Below are 15051 nucleotides of genomic sequence, written 5' to 3'. Positions count from 1 at the left end.
TAACTTATTAGAAAAATGAAGCCTAACACACAACAACTAAATGATTTAACGATTCAGGTAAGAAGGGACATCCTTCGTATGGTGCATGCGGTAAACTCGGGACACCCGGGAGGTTCGCTTGGCTGTACTGAATTTATGGTAGCGCTTTACCAGGTTTTAATGGACCGCAAGGAAGGTTTTGACATGGATGGCATTAACGAGGATATCTTTTTCCTTTCAAACGGACACATATCTCCGGTATTCTACAGCGTACTTGCAAGAAGCGGATACTTCCCTGTATCTGAGCTTGCTACATTCCGCCACATTAATTCAAGACTTCAGGGTCACCCTACAACTCACGAAGGTTTACCGGGAGTAAGAATTGCTTCAGGTTCTCTTGGGCAGGGGTTATCAGTAGCTGTTGGTGCGGCTCAAACAAAAAAACTTAACGGAGACAGCCATCTTGTATACAGCCTTCACGGTGACGGTGAGCTTCAGGAAGGTCAAAACTGGGAAGCTATCATGTATGCTGCAGCTTACAAAGTAGACAACATTATCGCTACGGTTGACCTTAACGGAAAACAAATTGACGGGGCTACTGACGAGGTTTTACCAATGGGCAGCATTAAGGCTAAGTTTGAAGCTTTTGGATGGGAAGTATTGGAAATTGAAAAAGGAAATGACATCGAGGCTATAATTGCCGGAATGACAGAAGCTAAAGCTAAAACAGGAAACGGAAAACCGGTTTGTGTATTGCTTCATACCGAAATGGGTAACGGTGTAGACTTTATGATGCACACGCACGCATGGCACGGTAAAGCTCCTAACGACGAACAACTTGAAAAAGCATTCGCTCAAAACCAGGTAACTTTAGGAGACTACTAATAAGACTTTGAGATAATAGATATAGACTTGAGATTTTTTCTCACTATTCACTTCTAAATTCTCACTACTAATTTTAGCAAAAATGAAAAAATACACAAATACAGGAAATAAAGATACTCGTTCAGGTTTTGGAGCAGGACTTACAGAACTTGGAAAAACTAATGAAAATGTTGTTGCCCTTTGCGCTGACCTTATCGGGTCGCTAAAAATGGACGACTTTAAAGCAAACCACCCTGAGCGTTTCTTTCAGGTAGGTATTGCAGAAGCAAACATGATTGGTATGGCTGCAGGTATGACAATAGGTGGTAAAATTCCTTTTACAGGAACTTTTGCCAACTTCTCTACAGGTAGGGTTTATGACCAGATCCGTCAGTCTGTTGCTTATTCAGATAAAAACGTGAAAATATGTGCTTCTCACGCAGGTTTAACACTGGGTGAAGACGGTGCAACTCACCAGATACTTGAAGACATCGGTTTGATGAAAATGCTTCCGGGCATGACAGTAATCAACACTTGTGACTACAACCAGACAAAAGCGGCTACCATTGCTATTGCTGAACACCACGGACCGGTTTACCTACGTTTCGGTCGTCCGTCTGTACCTAACTTCACTCCTGAAAACGGAGAGTTTGTTATTGGTAAAGCGGTTTTACTAAATGAAGGTACCGATGTAACTATTGTTGCTACAGGACATCTTGTATGGGAAGCTCTTGTTGCTGCTGAGGCTCTCGAGGCTAAAGGTATCTCTGCAGAGGTTATCAACATACACACTATTAAGCCACTTGATGAGGAAGCTATCCTTAAATCGGTTGCTAAAACAGGATGTGTAGTTACTGCAGAAGAGCACAATATTCTTGGTGGTCTTGGAGAAAGCGTTGCACGTACACTTGCTGCAAACAACCCTGCTCCACAAGAGTTTGTTGCTGTAAACGACAGTTTTGGTGAGTCTGGAACTCCGGCACAGCTTATGGAGAAATACAAACTAAACAACGAAGCTATCGTTGAAGCTGTAGAAAAAGTAATCAGGAGAAAATAATCTTTTCTCACATCATATTAAAATCCCAACCCTTTCGGTTGGGATTTTTTTATATTTATACAGTAATGAAATCGCAAATACCAAAATACCCTGTTTGGAATCTAAAAAAACATTACTACTAAACAAAAAGCCCCACTTTAAGTGAGGCTTTTTAATATTTTATCTATTATTCCTATTGCTCAGGGAAGCAGGTTGGATCAAGATATATAGATTCTCCTGAATCTTCACAAACAGGAATATTTTCAAAATCATACAACTCATCTTCAGTTCCCGGTATGGTAATTTCTATTCTTGTAGAAATACCGTCGCCATCATCATCTGCATCCTGGAAGTTTGGCGTACCGTCTCCATCGCTGTCATAATCATAAACATCAATACTGTCAGGACCTACTTCAAGATATGTAGGAATACCATCGTTATCAGAGTCATCCTGTTGCATATCATACAGTTTAAAGCTGAAAACAAGCGGACTGTATGAAGGTATACCTACCTGAGAAGAATCGTAGTAACCAAAATCTGATGGAAGGAACATTACCCCCGCCCCAAAATTTGTAAAGCTTGCAGGGTTTGGGTCACCTGGTGTATCATTATAAAAACCGGTTTTAAATAACGGTATAATTTCACGCCATCCTTCAATCATAACAGGAAGGAATAAAAACTGATCAGGGTATGGATTATAATCAAACTGATAATCATCCATTCTCCAACCTCTGTAAGCCACCTTTACACGGTCATAAGGCGTTGGCACTTCATTACCCCCTTCGTTTAAAATAAGGTAGTATAATGTATAGTCAACATCATTAAGAGTTACAAGCTTAGTTTGTAACGGATACTCCGTTTGATCCCAAATAGATGTTTGAGGGTTATCTGCCGTAATAGAGTCAATTTCAATAGTAAAATTTTCGTCTACACTAACAATATAATGAGTATGCAGGTATTCTTCTATTTCAACTTTTTCTGTAACATACTGCTCAGCATAATCCCTTGGCGGGGCAATACTGGTATCATCATCTTTTTTACAAGATGCTAAAAAAGCCAAAGACAAAAGGCACAAAGCCTTGAAACATCTCTTCATTTTAATTTTTTTTTAATGGGCGCAAGATACAATTTTCATTTATTTTTGTATTGCTTTATAACAATGAATTTAAGGATTTAGTATGAGGATAGATAAATATTTATGGTGCATTCGCTACTATAAAACCCGTAATATAGCTACAGAAGCATGCAAAAAGGGACACATTACCATAAACGGGCAGGCGGCAAAGCCGTCGCGCGATGTTTTTGCTACAGATAAAATTACCGTAAGGAAAGACCAGATAAACTATAAGCTAACCGTTTTAGACATTCCGCCCAACCGTGTGGGAGCTAAACTGGTAGATATATACCGTAAAGACGAAACTCCGGCTGAGGCATTTGAGCATCTTGAACTGCTTAAACTATCTAAGGATTATTATCGTGCTAAAGGAACCGGCCGACCTACCAAAAAAGACCGCCGCGACCTTGATGATTATTCCGACGACGTTGATGATGAATTTTTATCGGGCGAAGACAACGAAATATAGCCCGCAAGGCTTCGTTTTACACAAACACTTTTTATCTTTGAAGAACTAAAACAGCACACATGAAAAACATAATCCTTACACAACAGGAAATAGAACATAAAACCAAACGTATAGCTTACCAGATATATGAAACTTTTGTAGACGAGAAAGAGGTTGTTATAGCAGGTATTGCCACAAACGGATACATTTTTGCCGAAAAGCTTGCCAAAACTCTTGATACTATTTCCGATCTTAAGATTACCCTGTGTGAAGTAAAAATAAATAAACAAAACCCTATAGACGCAGTTCAAACGTCTATTCCGGCAGAAGAGTACAGCAACAAGGCTCTTGTACTTGTAGACGATGTATTAAACAGCGGTACTACTCTTATTTATGGCGTGAAGCATTTTCTTGATGTTCCGCTTAAAAAGTTCAAGACTGCAGTACTTGTAGACCGTAACCATAAACAGTATCCTGTAAAAGCCGATTTTAAAGGACTGTCACTTTCCACATCATTACAGGAACACATACAGGTAGTATTTAACGATAATGAAGCCTACGCTTATTTAAGCTAAAAAAGGCTCATTATCTCATTTACAACATCTTCGGCAGATTTCCCGTCTGTCGACACCACGTGCTTTGCCTGATAGTAAAAGTAACTACGGTCAAACAAATGTTTGGCTACATACTCCTCCTGCTCCTCTTCTGGTTGTTTATCAAACAAAGGCCTGGGTTTATCATCTTTCCTTAATCTGTTTACCAAAACAGGTATGCCTGTCTTTAAATACACCGAAACAACATTGTCATTCTTTAAAAACTCATGATTACCGGCATAACACGGCGTTCCACCCCCTAAGGCCAGTATTAACTCCTGTTCGTCGCTTAAAACCACTTTAAGAGCTTCGTGCTCCATTTTGCGGAATTTTATCTCTCCGTCCTCTTCAAATATCTTCGAAATGCTTTTTTGCGCTTTTTCCTCGATAATTTCATCCAGATCTTTGTAGGGAATTCCAGACGCTTTTGACAATAACTGAGCAATTGTTGACTTTCCCGAGGCCATGTAACCTAACAGCAAAATTTTTTTCATATAATAAATCCCTATAAATTAAGGCGTTAAATAAATTAATAAAAAAAAACTCAAATTTATGACATTTTCGCTTTGAATTATAAATAATACATGCGTATATTTGCACCCGCATTCAGGGAATGAATAATGACTCGATAGCTCAGTTGGTAGAGCACAACACTTTTAATGTTGGGGTCCTGGGTTCGAGCCCCAGTCGGGTCACTAATAAAGACCAAAGTTATTTATCCCTGAAAGCAATGACTCGATAGCTCAGTTGGTAGAGCACAACACTTTTAATGTTGGGGTCCTGGGTTCGAGCCCCAGTCGGGTCACAAAAAAGTTAAGCGTTCTTTTATGCTTAACTTTTTTTTTGCTCTATACCTAACGGCCATGTGGAGGAATTGGTAGACTCGCCATCTTGAGGGGGTGGTGCCGCAAGGCGTGCTGGTTCGAATCCAGTCATGGTCACAAAAAACAAAAAGCCTGAGAAATTTAATTCTCAGGCTTTTTTTTATATGCTTTTTATCGAATTGTATCTGAATCTTTAGCCCTTTCACTCGATGCATTTTTAGCCAATCCCTGATTTGCATACAACTATCAGGGCTTTGAATACAAACATTAAAGTATCCTAAGCGAATTTTGCCCTATCAAAATTAATACTATAATTATGAAAAAAATGAATTTAGGAAGCCAGGGGCTAACTGTACCAATTATAGGTTTAGGTTGTATGGGTATGACTGGTTTTGAAGATGGAAATATGTATGGCGAGGCAGATGAAAAGGAAGCTATTGCCACCATTCACAGATCACTGGAACTGGGTGGTAATTTTTTAGATACTGCCGATTTATACGGACCTTTTAAAAACGAACAGTTAATTGCTAAAGCAATAAACGGTAACAGGGATAAATACATTATCGCGTCAAAATTTGGTTGGGAAATAGATGACAATAACAAAGTAACCTGGGCTATTAACGGTAAAAAAGAATATGTAAAAAAAGCGGTGGAGCGTTCACTTAAAAATCTTAACACAGATTACATTGATTTATACTACATGCACCGACTTGACAAAAACACACCTATTGAAGAAACTGTTGAAGCAATGAGCCAACTGGTAAAGGAAGGAAAAGTGGGTTATCTTGGCCTATCAGAAGTATCATCTGAAACTATAAAAAGAGCTCATGCGGTTCACACCATTACGGCTGTACAAAGTGAATACTCTTTATTTGAGCGCACAACAGAAGAACGTGGTATATTGAACACGCTAAATGAACTTGGAATAGGCTTTGTCGCTTACTCACCATTAGGACGTGGTTTTTTATCCGGACAGATAAGAACTATAGACGACTTACCGGAAAATGATTTTCGCAGGGCAATTCCCCGTTTCCAGGAAAAGTATTTTTATAAAAATATTGAGTTGGTTAAAGCCATTGAGAAAATGGCTGAAGAGAAAGAAATAACCTCATCTCAGTTGGCCCTGGCCTGGATTATGAACAAAGGTATCTTACCTATACCTGGTACCAAACGAAGAAAATACTTAGAGCAAAACATAGCGGCTACCGAAATCGAATTGAATGAAGCAGATATAACTAAACTTGAAAGTATTGTGCCTTTAGGGACTGACACTGGTAATCCATACGATGATTTTAGTATGGGGCTAATTGATTAACACACTGATGCGGTTGCATTTTAAATATGCAACCGCTACTATACTCTTTAAAATGTTTAAATTAGTATCATGAATACAATCAAATCAGTTTCAGAATTTCACCGATTACTCTCTTTGCCGGAGCCACGCCATCCGTTGGTAAGTGTAATTAATCTTGACGAAAGCATATTTATGGAAGATGATGTGTGGAAAGGTTTTGTAAACAGCTTTTATTGTGTTGCCCTCAAAAAGGAAGTAAAGGGTAAAATACGATACGGTCAGCAACATTATGATTACAATAAAGGTGTTCTTAGCTTTACTGCTCCTAATCAGGTGCAACAATTGGACTTGAACAATATAGAATGCGGATCAGGCTACCTGCTTATTTTCCATACTGACTTTTTGCTCGCCCATCCTCTGGCAGGTAACATTAACACTTATACATTTTTCTCTTACGCTGTAAACGAAGCGCTGCATCTTTCTGCTGAAGAAGAAGATGATCTCATTACAATATTAAACAAAATAGATAAGGAATGCCAGCATATTGATAAGTATACTCAGGAAATCATCCTATCTCAAATTGAGTTATTGCTCAATTATTCCAATCGATTTTACGAGCGACAGTTTATAACACGCAAAAACCACAATCATCAACTGCTTGCCAAATTTGAACGCCTTGTTGATGAGTATTTTGAGAGCAATACAACAATGCAACCACAACTATTAACGGTACAACGCGTGGCCGAACTCATGAACTTGTCTCCAAACTACCTGAGCGATTTGTTGCGCATGCATACAGGACAGAGCACACAGCAGCATATACATCAAAGGTTAATTGAAAAGGCAAAAGAAAAACTCTCAACAACAAATTTATCGGTAAGTGAAATTGCATATGCATTAGGTTTTGAACACGCACAATCGTTCAGTACACTATTTAAGAAGAAAACCAGTTTGTCACCTCTTGAATTCAGGCAAACATTTAACTAATAATAAAAAACAACTACCAGGAAAACACAATTAACTAAACCCTTTTTGTAACGGGCTTTATTTTTTAATACCTTTCCTTCTCTCCAAAACATAGCAGGTTTCGGATTTTATAACCGCTAAATCATTAAGAAATTTGCATTATAAGATTCAGAGAAATGGAAACACAAGATCAACTTAATTACGACAGAATTGCAAAAGCAATTGAGTATATAAAGGAAAACTTTAAATCGCAGCCCAATTTGGATGAAATTGCGGATAAGGTACACATAAGCCAGTCGCATTTTCAAAGAATGTTTACGGACTGGGCAGGTACAAGTCCTAAGAAATTCCTGCAGTTTATAAGCATAGAACATGCAAAAAAAATCCTGAAAGAAGAACAGGCTACCTTATTTGACACAGCCTACGAAACCGGACTTTCAAGCACCAGCAGACTGCATGACCTGTTTATAAACATTGAGGGAATGACCCCTATGGAGTACAAGAATGGAGGTAAAAATCTGCAAATCAACTACAGTTTTGCTGAGAGTCCGTTTGGGTCATTAATAGTCGCTTCCACATCAAAAGGTATTTGTTATATGGCTTTTGAAAACAATGAAGAAACGGCATTAAAAAACCTGCAGGATAAATTTCCTAACGCTGCATTTCACAGAAAACTGGATTTAATGCAGCAAAATGCATTGTTCATTTTCCAAAACGACTGGAGTAAGTTAAATAAAATAAAACTGCATTTAAAAGGCACTGATTTTCAATTAAAGGTATGGGAAAGCCTTTTAAAAATCCCTATGGGTGGTCTTTCCACTTACGGCAGGCTGGCCGAAAGCATAGGCAATCCCAATGCATCAAGAGCTGTAGGAACAGCTATCGGGAGCAATCCCGTTGCTTATCTTATCCCCTGCCATCGTGTAATACAATCTACAGGGAACTTTGGGGAGTACATGTGGGGAAGTACCCGAAAAACTGCCATTATAGGTTGGGAAGGAGCCAAAACCCATTCAGAAATCTAACAGTCAGACAAATGCAGGACATCATTCAAAAAATAGAAAGCATCGATTGGACAAACATTACCGAATCTATGCATCAAAACGGTTATGCCATTATAGAAAGCTTACTAACTAAAGAGCAATGTGAGTCATTAAAAGCCAATTATAACGATTCAAACCTGTACCGAAAAACAGTAACAATGGCTCGTCATCGCTTTGGTTTAGGCGAGTACAAATATTTCGATTACCCGTTACCGGACATTATCCAAACCCTTAGGACAACTATTTATCCCTATCTTGCGCCTATTGCCAATGCTTGGTTTAAAGCCCTGAAAATTGAAAGGGAATTTCCATCACTACACGAAGAGCTGCTTAAACAGTGTCATGAAAACGGACAGGAGAAAGCTACTGTCCTGATTTTAAAATATGGTAAAGGCGGTTTCAACACTTTGCATCAGGACCTGTATGGAGATATTTATTTCCCTATTCAGATTGTTTTTGTACTGGATGAACCCGATAGTGATTTTACGGGAGGCGAATTTGTACTCACACAGCAAATACCCCGAGCCCAGTCTAAAGCGATTGTTTTAAAGCCGGGAAAAGGTGATGTATTGATTTTTACCACTAATTTTAAACCTGAAAAAGGCAGCAAGGGCTATTACCGGATTAACATGAAACACGGAGTTAGCGAAGTAAAATCTGGCAGTCGCCATAGTTTAGGAATAATTTTTCACGATGCGGTAAGTTAATTATGATTGAGCATTCTGAAATATCAAATACGTTGTTAAGGGCCAAAATTAAGGCCGGAGAAATAAGCTTTGGTGGAAATAAAGAGCTTAAAATTTACGGACAGTTATCCTGCAAATCGGGAAAACGAATGAAACAGGAAAACAGGGTTTTCTTTGGTTCTGAACTGGAGGCCATAGAAAATCAATTCCGCCCCTGTGGACATTGCATGAAAACAGAATACAAAAAGTGGAAAGATGGACTTATTTAACCAAACTCCCGATAAAGAAAGAAACTGGCTTCCGTATGACGGAACAGTAAATTATTACGGAAGGATAGTAAACAAACAACGGGCAGACTTTTACCTGAAAAGCCTTTTAGAAACCATTGAATGGCGAAATGACGAGGCTGTTATTTTCGGTAAGAAGATAATAACCAAGCGAAAAGTAGCCTGGTATGGAGAAAAACCGTTTGAATATACCTATTCAAACACCACAAAACATGCTTTGCCGTGGACGAAAGAATTATTGGAGTTAAAACTTTTAGCCGAACAGGAAACAGGAGAAACATTTAACTCCTGTTTACTTAATTTATATCATAACGGAAGCGAGGGAATGGCCTGGCACAGCGATGGTGAAAAAGATTTGAAGAAAAACGGAGCTATAGGCTCTTTGAGTTTTGGGGCAGAAAGAAAATTTGCCTTTAAGCACAAGGTAAGCAAAGAAAAAATAGACTGTTTTTTGGAACATGGTAGTTTATTGGTAATGAAGGATACTACACAAACACATTGGCTGCATCGGCTACCTCCCACAACAAAGATTAACTCTCCCAGAGTAAACCTGACTTTTAGAACAATTGAAGAGTAAAGAAATGTCTTTATATTTTTTATGAACGTAGAAAAACAAATAGAAGAACTTATTGCCAGTCAGCCCGAGCCAAAACGTGCCGACATGCAGCAACTGCATGAACTGATGCTTAAAATAATGCCTAATGGAAAGCTGTGGTTTGACAGTGGTGTTGACAGTAATAACAAAACGGTTGCCAATCCAACCATAGGGTACGGTTTCTTTGTAATAAAGTATACTAACGGAAGTACCCGCGATTTTTTTCAGATTGGTATTAGTGCAAACAAAACCGGAATATCTGTTTATATACTGGGAATAGAAGATAAAAAGTACTTAGTTCAAGCCTATGGAGAAAGAATAGGTAAAGCCAGCGTAACAGGGTATTGCATTAAATTTAAAACACTAAAAGACATAAATATTGATATACTTGAAGAGGCTATACGCTATAGGATTGAAAATGAATAATCTTTAATCCTAATCTATTAACTTCCTGTATTTAGTTACATAATCCCTCAATTTAGCTACGTCTGTTCATTCTAGTCTATTGACCTTTGTTTTATCAAATTAAAACAGATAAAATGAAAAAAGTATTGATTACAGGGGCCAATAAAGGAATTGGTTTAGAGCTTTCAAGACAACTGGCACAAAAAGGCTTTTATATCTATTTAGGAAGCCGAAGTTTAAAAAACGGATTAGAAGCCGTTAAAACCCTTAACGACGAAGGTCTTAAAAACGTAGAAGCGGTACAGTTAGATGTTACCCAACAGGAATCTGTTGACGAAGCACGTGCTGTAATAGGAAAAAAAACAGAAGTCCTGGATATCCTTATTAATAATGCAGGCATTAACGGAATAGAGTTTCAGGCAGATACGCCTATAATGCATAAAGCTGCAACAACAAGTGTGGATATCTATAAAGAAGTATATGAGGTTAATGTATTTGGTGTGGTAAGAGTTACCAAGGCCTTTTTGGATTTATTAGAAAAATCATCAGAACCCCGCATAACAAATGTAAGTTCAAGCCAAGGGTCTCTTACTTTACATAGCGACCCTAACTATAAGTATTACCAATACAAAGGAGTGGTTTACCAGTCATCAAAATCGGCTTTAAATATGTATACCATCAATCTGGCTTTTGAGCTGCGTGATACTAACTTCAAGGTAAATGCCGTTAGCCCGCCTTCAACTGCTACCGACTTTAATCATCATCTTGGTAAAGCTACCGTACAAACAGCTGCACAACATATACTTAAATACACCCTGATTGACAACAACGGTCCAACAGGTAAGTTCTTTTGTGAAGACAACAATCCGGAAACAGGAGAGATTCCGTGGTAATAATCAACAGAATATTTTAGTAAATTTACTACATGGAACAGGATAAGAACACTCCTTACTGCTATAATTCACTATTCGACTTACACAGGATGCTTGGGCTGCCTAAACCCTTGCATCCTCTTATAAGTTTAATAAACATTAGTAATAATATATTAGACAATGCTAGTCTCCCTAATTCTCATACTTCTGTTTTCTATAAAATATCATACAAAGAGAATCTTAGCGGGAAATTAAAATACGGCCAGAGTTATTATGACTTTGACGAAGGCGGATTATTATTTGTTTCTCCTAATCAGGTAACGGCAAATGGTGAAAATAATGGCGACCATACGGGATACACTTTAATAGTCCATCCTGATTTTTTGCTGTCATATCCCATAGCAAAGAGCATAAAACAATATGGATTCTTTTCTTACTCGGCTAACGAAGCGTTGCACCTTTCTTCCAAAGAAAAGAAAGTTATTATTTCTATTTTCAAAAACATCGATGACGAATTACAAGAGAGAATAGATAATTTTAGTCAGGATATAGTTATTTCACTTATCGAGCTATTGTTAAGCTACAGCAACCGTTTTTACAAACGACAGTTTATTACCCGAAAAGCGATAAACAATAATGTACTTCAAAAGCTTGAAGAGCTATTGGACACCCATTTTCAGGATAAAAACTTATCTGCTCAGGGATTGCCAACTGTACAGTACCTTTCCCAACAACTCAACCTGTCCCCTAGCTATCTAAGCGATATGTTACGCTCTTTAACCGGACAAAGCACACAACAATATATACACAACAGACTTATAGAAACAGCTAAGGAAAAATTATCCACTACAGCCTTATCTGTGTCCGAAATAGCTTATGAATTAGGTTTTGAGCATTCTCAGTCTTTCAGCAGGCTTTTTAAAATAAAGACCAATCTATCACCAATAGCGTTTAGAAGAACTTTTAATTGATAATCAAACACCCTAAATGAACGACACCTTCTATTGTAAATTTATTGAACCTGAAGAATCGTTGGCCGACTTTGTAGAAAGTATAGGCGTGTTTCATAATCCGGCAAATGAACCAAGAGAAGTTGTTGTATTGCCAGACGGGCGTATAGACCTGTTCTTTTCCCGATCGGCTACCGAGCCTTTTCATGTAACGTTGATGGGACTGGAAACCGAACCGGAACAACGAAGCGTACCACCACAAACCCTCAACTTTGCCATTAGCTTTAAGCCGCTGGCAGTTGAATATATTTTGCAGACTTTCATTGCCGATTTTCTAAACGGTGCAAAAGACTATCCTAACGACTTTTGGGGTTTTAACGATAACGACCTCAACGACTTTGATACTTTTTATAAAAAGATTTCCGATAAGGTAAAAAGCCTTGTGCCTAAAGAAGTTGACGAAAGGAAACGTAAACTGTTTAACCTTATTTATGCCTCTAAGGGAGAGATGACCGTAAAAGAACTATCGGAAAACGTATCCTGGAGCAGCAGGCAAATTAACCGTTACTTTACACAATACTTTGGCCTTTCCCTAAAATCTTATTGCAGTATTTTACGTTTCAGGAAATCGCTGGAACATGTTGCCAAAGGAAAACTGTTCCCAGAACTTAACTTTACCGATCAGAACCACTTCATCAAGGAAATAAAGAAATTCTCGGGCGTGGTACCAAAAGAATTATCCAAAAACAAAGACGACCGATTTGTACTATTATCCCTCCTGAAGCGAAAATAACTTTGTACCGTTAATTAAAAATTAATGGTATGAAATTAAACAGTAAAAAAATAACAATTATAGGCGGCGGTCCCGGCGGCCTTACTCTGGCAAGACTTTTACAACTTAAAGGAGCCCATGTAAAAGTATACGAAAGGGATTTTGACAAACATGCCCGTGTGCAGGGTTCTCCGCTCGATTTACACAAAGATTCTGGGTTAGCGGCACTTCGTGCAGCAAACCTGTTAGAAGAGTTTAAAAAGGCTTACCGCCCCGGAGCTGATAAACTAACCATAGCCAACCATGATGGTGAAGTATTATTCAGCGATCATGAAACAGAGATAAAAGATGATTTTGAGAGCGAATACTTTCGCCCCGAAATAGACCGTGGCCCACTACGAATGTTATTACTGGATTCCTTACAACCTGAAACTGTTGTGTGGGATAGTCATTTCATTTCGATGGAAAAGCAAAATAAGGGATGGCTGCTGCATTTTAAAAATGGTTTATCTGATTATGCAGATATTGTTATCGCTGCCGATGGTGCGAACTCTAAAATACGCCCTTATATTACCGATGTTAAGGCTTTCTATTCAGGCATTACTATGATAGAGGTAAGTGTACCCAATGCTGCAAAAGGATCTCCAAATATTTATAAAATAACCAACGGTGGTAAAATAATGGCTTTCGGCAATGGTAAGTGTGTGCTTACAGGATTAAAAGGTAACGGAGACCTTGGATTTTACCTTAGTCTTAAGACAGACGAGAACTGGGCTCAAACAAATAATATAGATTGTAATGATAAAGTACAGTTATTGGAATGGTTTAAAAAAACATATCCTGAATGGGATAACAGTTGGTATGAGCTTTTTGAAAATATAGCCACACCATTTATTCCCCGCCCTATTTACTGTATGCCTTTAGACCAAAACTGGGAAAGCCTGCCTAACCTTACCATGCTTGGTGATGCTGCCCATGTAATGCCTCCGTTTGCAGGCGAAGGTGTTAATATGGCAATGCTCGATGCTTTAGAGCTTAGCGAGTGCCTTACTTCAGATAAATACAGTACCCTGCAGGAAGCCATAACACAGTATGAAACCAACATGCGCAAAAGAGCTTCTGTTATTGCACAGGAATCGCTGGAAAATGGCGAACGCATGCATTCTGAAAACGCACTGACCGATATGCTAAATATGTTTAGCTCTTTTGAATAAAAAAAGCAGCCTATCCGGCTGCTTTTTTTATGACTAATATTTATCAAAATCAGGAAAAGGCAACCCTTTACCTGTTTCACACAGCATTTTAAGGCTCCTTAGGAAAAGTGCCCAGGCATAACTGCAGGCAGCAAATTCCTGCGTATAGTTTTTCCAGTTATCATGATGGAAAACAAGTATTGCTCCTTTTTTATGCGGCTCAAGATCAAAAGTAATGGTTGTACCTATCCATTCTTCCTGTGCTTTAAGGCAAAGCCATTTTACTTTGCTGTAGGCCTTAAGTTCTTCCACTTTCATTTCTTTAAAATAATCGGGCCCAAAGGCAAACCTGGATACGGTTCCTGTTACAGGTTTTGCAATGGTATCGGGTGTCCACCATCCGGCAAGACCTTCCTGTTTGGTAAGGTTAGCGTAAACCGTTTCTACAGGGGTTTCTATAAGCAGCCTGTGATAGATGGTTTTTGAACCTGTTTCCGAAACCGGATACTTTTCTTCTCCCGTAGCAGTATCCATAGGTGTTGGGCTACCCTTTCCTTTTTCTATCAAATCCTTAAGGCTTCCCTGTATGTAATGTGTCCATGCATCATTGCAAATCTGGTAACATTCATAATCAGGAACCAGTCCCTGATGAGTAAATTTCACTTGGGTCTTTCCATCCTTTTCAGTTATCTCAAAAATGATTTTAGTATCTGTCCATTCGGTTTCATCCTCAGTAAATTTAAAGTAGTTGTCCAGCACATGCCAAACCACTTTTTTATCGGGCATCATCTCTATAATCTTCATTCTTGCACGATGAACATCTACATAATGATATAAAAATTCACTATTTAGTTTATCTGTATCACCGTTTATGTTTTCTGACCACCAGCCACGCACATTATTAATAGCCTTGTAGGCTTGTGACGGAGATGCATCGGTAATTATAGTTGTTGTAAAATCCTGATTATTCATAATTTAAAATTTTTAAAAGTTTAATTCTGTTTTTCTATTTAGAAGCTTCATGTCAAAATTACTGACAGATACCCTACATAAAAAGGTGTGAATTAGACATTGTTTCGGGTTGATTTGGACAATTCAATTGTATACCTTTGTTATATCGCACTACTCAG

At 38.3% G+C, this 15051-nt stretch carries 18 protein-coding genes and 3 tRNA genes; 18 read left to right on the top strand and 3 right to left on the bottom strand.

Features of this window, described 5'->3' with window-relative positions; translation table 11 throughout:
- Positions 1-15: 15 nt before the first annotated feature.
- Positions 16-864 (top strand): transketolase, encoded by an 849-nt coding sequence (locus tag NU09_RS16645; RefSeq protein ID WP_129752442.1) that lies wholly within the window; start codon positions 16-18, stop codon positions 862-864.
- A gap of 82 nt (positions 865-946) precedes the next feature.
- Entirely contained in the window at positions 947-1900 is a 954-nt protein-coding gene (locus tag NU09_RS16640) for a transketolase family protein (RefSeq protein ID WP_129752441.1), read from the top strand.
- A gap of 172 nt (positions 1901-2072) precedes the next feature.
- Here the strand turns inward: NU09_RS16640 and NU09_RS16635 are convergent, their stop codons facing one another.
- Positions 2073-2975, bottom strand: a complete 903-nt coding sequence (locus NU09_RS16635; RefSeq protein ID WP_129752440.1) for an FKBP-type peptidyl-prolyl cis-trans isomerase — start codon at positions 2973-2975, stop codon at positions 2073-2075.
- 82 nt (positions 2976-3057) lie between these two features.
- On the opposite strand from NU09_RS16635, the gene NU09_RS16630 reads away from it, so the two are divergent.
- The gene (locus NU09_RS16630) at positions 3058-3462 is read left to right on the top strand and encodes an RNA-binding S4 domain-containing protein (protein WP_129752439.1); all 405 of its coding nucleotides are present in this window, start codon (positions 3058-3060) and stop codon (positions 3460-3462) included.
- A 59-nt stretch (positions 3463-3521) separates the two neighbouring features.
- Entirely contained in the window at positions 3522-4016 is a 495-nt protein-coding gene (locus NU09_RS16625; protein WP_129752438.1) for a phosphoribosyltransferase family protein, read from the top strand.
- On the opposite strand, the gene NU09_RS16620 is transcribed toward NU09_RS16625, so the two are convergent.
- Entirely contained in the window at positions 4013-4528 is a 516-nt protein-coding gene (locus NU09_RS16620) for a shikimate kinase (protein WP_129752437.1), read from the bottom strand. The two genes, NU09_RS16625 and NU09_RS16620, sit on opposite strands and share 4 nt — an antisense overlap.
- Before the next feature lie 128 nt (positions 4529-4656).
- Between NU09_RS16620 and NU09_RS16615 the strand changes: the two genes are divergently transcribed.
- The 14 genes from NU09_RS16615 (at position 4657) to NU09_RS16550 (ending at position 13942) form a co-directional block, all read left to right on the top strand.
- Positions 4657-4729, top strand: a tRNA-Lys gene (locus NU09_RS16615).
- Between the two features lie 37 nt (positions 4730-4766).
- Positions 4767-4839: transfer RNA gene (locus NU09_RS16610), tRNA-Lys, on the top strand.
- Positions 4840-4893: 54 nt separating this feature from the next.
- A tRNA-Leu gene (locus NU09_RS16605) sits at positions 4894-4975 on the top strand.
- 199 nt (positions 4976-5174) lie between these two features.
- Positions 5175-6173: an aldo/keto reductase gene (locus NU09_RS16600; protein WP_207209785.1), complete on the top strand. Its 999-nt coding sequence runs from the start codon at positions 5175-5177 to the stop codon at positions 6171-6173.
- A gap of 69 nt (positions 6174-6242) precedes the next feature.
- Positions 6243-7139, top strand: a complete 897-nt coding sequence (locus NU09_RS16595; protein WP_129752435.1) for a helix-turn-helix domain-containing protein — start codon at positions 6243-6245, stop codon at positions 7137-7139.
- Between the two features lie 155 nt (positions 7140-7294).
- Positions 7295-8143: a bifunctional helix-turn-helix domain-containing protein/methylated-DNA--[protein]-cysteine S-methyltransferase gene (locus NU09_RS16590; protein ID WP_129752434.1), complete on the top strand. Its 849-nt coding sequence runs from the start codon at positions 7295-7297 to the stop codon at positions 8141-8143.
- Between the two features lie 11 nt (positions 8144-8154).
- The gene (locus tag NU09_RS16585; RefSeq protein WP_129752433.1) at positions 8155-8868 is read left to right on the top strand and encodes a 2OG-Fe(II) oxygenase; all 714 of its coding nucleotides are present in this window, start codon (positions 8155-8157) and stop codon (positions 8866-8868) included.
- Between the two features lie 2 nt (positions 8869-8870).
- Entirely contained in the window at positions 8871-9116 is a 246-nt protein-coding gene (locus NU09_RS16580) for an Ada metal-binding domain-containing protein (RefSeq protein WP_129752432.1), read from the top strand.
- Complete coding sequence (locus NU09_RS16575; protein ID WP_129752431.1) at positions 9103-9711, top strand: alpha-ketoglutarate-dependent dioxygenase AlkB family protein; 609 nt, start codon at positions 9103-9105, stop codon at positions 9709-9711. The genes NU09_RS16580 and NU09_RS16575 overlap by 14 nt, the downstream gene beginning before the upstream one ends.
- A gap of 21 nt (positions 9712-9732) precedes the next feature.
- Positions 9733-10155 (top strand): DUF1801 domain-containing protein, encoded by a 423-nt coding sequence (locus tag NU09_RS16570; protein ID WP_129752430.1) that lies wholly within the window; start codon positions 9733-9735, stop codon positions 10153-10155.
- Positions 10156-10268: 113 nt separating this feature from the next.
- Entirely contained in the window at positions 10269-11027 is a 759-nt protein-coding gene (locus NU09_RS16565) for an SDR family NAD(P)-dependent oxidoreductase (protein ID WP_129752429.1), read from the top strand.
- Positions 11028-11059: 32 nt separating this feature from the next.
- Positions 11060-11977, top strand: a complete 918-nt coding sequence (locus NU09_RS16560; RefSeq protein ID WP_129752428.1) for a helix-turn-helix domain-containing protein — start codon at positions 11060-11062, stop codon at positions 11975-11977.
- A gap of 16 nt (positions 11978-11993) precedes the next feature.
- On the top strand, positions 11994-12749 hold the full coding sequence (locus NU09_RS16555) for a helix-turn-helix domain-containing protein (protein WP_129752427.1): 756 nt from the start codon (positions 11994-11996) through the stop codon (positions 12747-12749).
- A gap of 29 nt (positions 12750-12778) precedes the next feature.
- Positions 12779-13942, top strand: a complete 1164-nt coding sequence (locus tag NU09_RS16550; RefSeq protein ID WP_129752426.1) for an FAD-dependent oxidoreductase — start codon at positions 12779-12781, stop codon at positions 13940-13942.
- Between the two features lie 33 nt (positions 13943-13975).
- Here the strand turns inward: NU09_RS16550 and NU09_RS16545 are convergent, their stop codons facing one another.
- Positions 13976-14893 (bottom strand): SRPBCC family protein, encoded by a 918-nt coding sequence (locus NU09_RS16545; protein WP_129752425.1) that lies wholly within the window; start codon positions 14891-14893, stop codon positions 13976-13978.
- Positions 14894-15051 lie beyond the last annotated feature (158 nt).

It is taken from the genome of Flavobacterium beibuense, assembly GCF_004151245.1.
In the GTDB taxonomy this organism is placed as follows: Bacteria; Bacteroidota; Bacteroidia; order Flavobacteriales; family Flavobacteriaceae; genus Flavobacterium; species Flavobacterium beibuense_A.
This window is presented reverse-complemented; position numbering and strand designations above follow the sequence as displayed.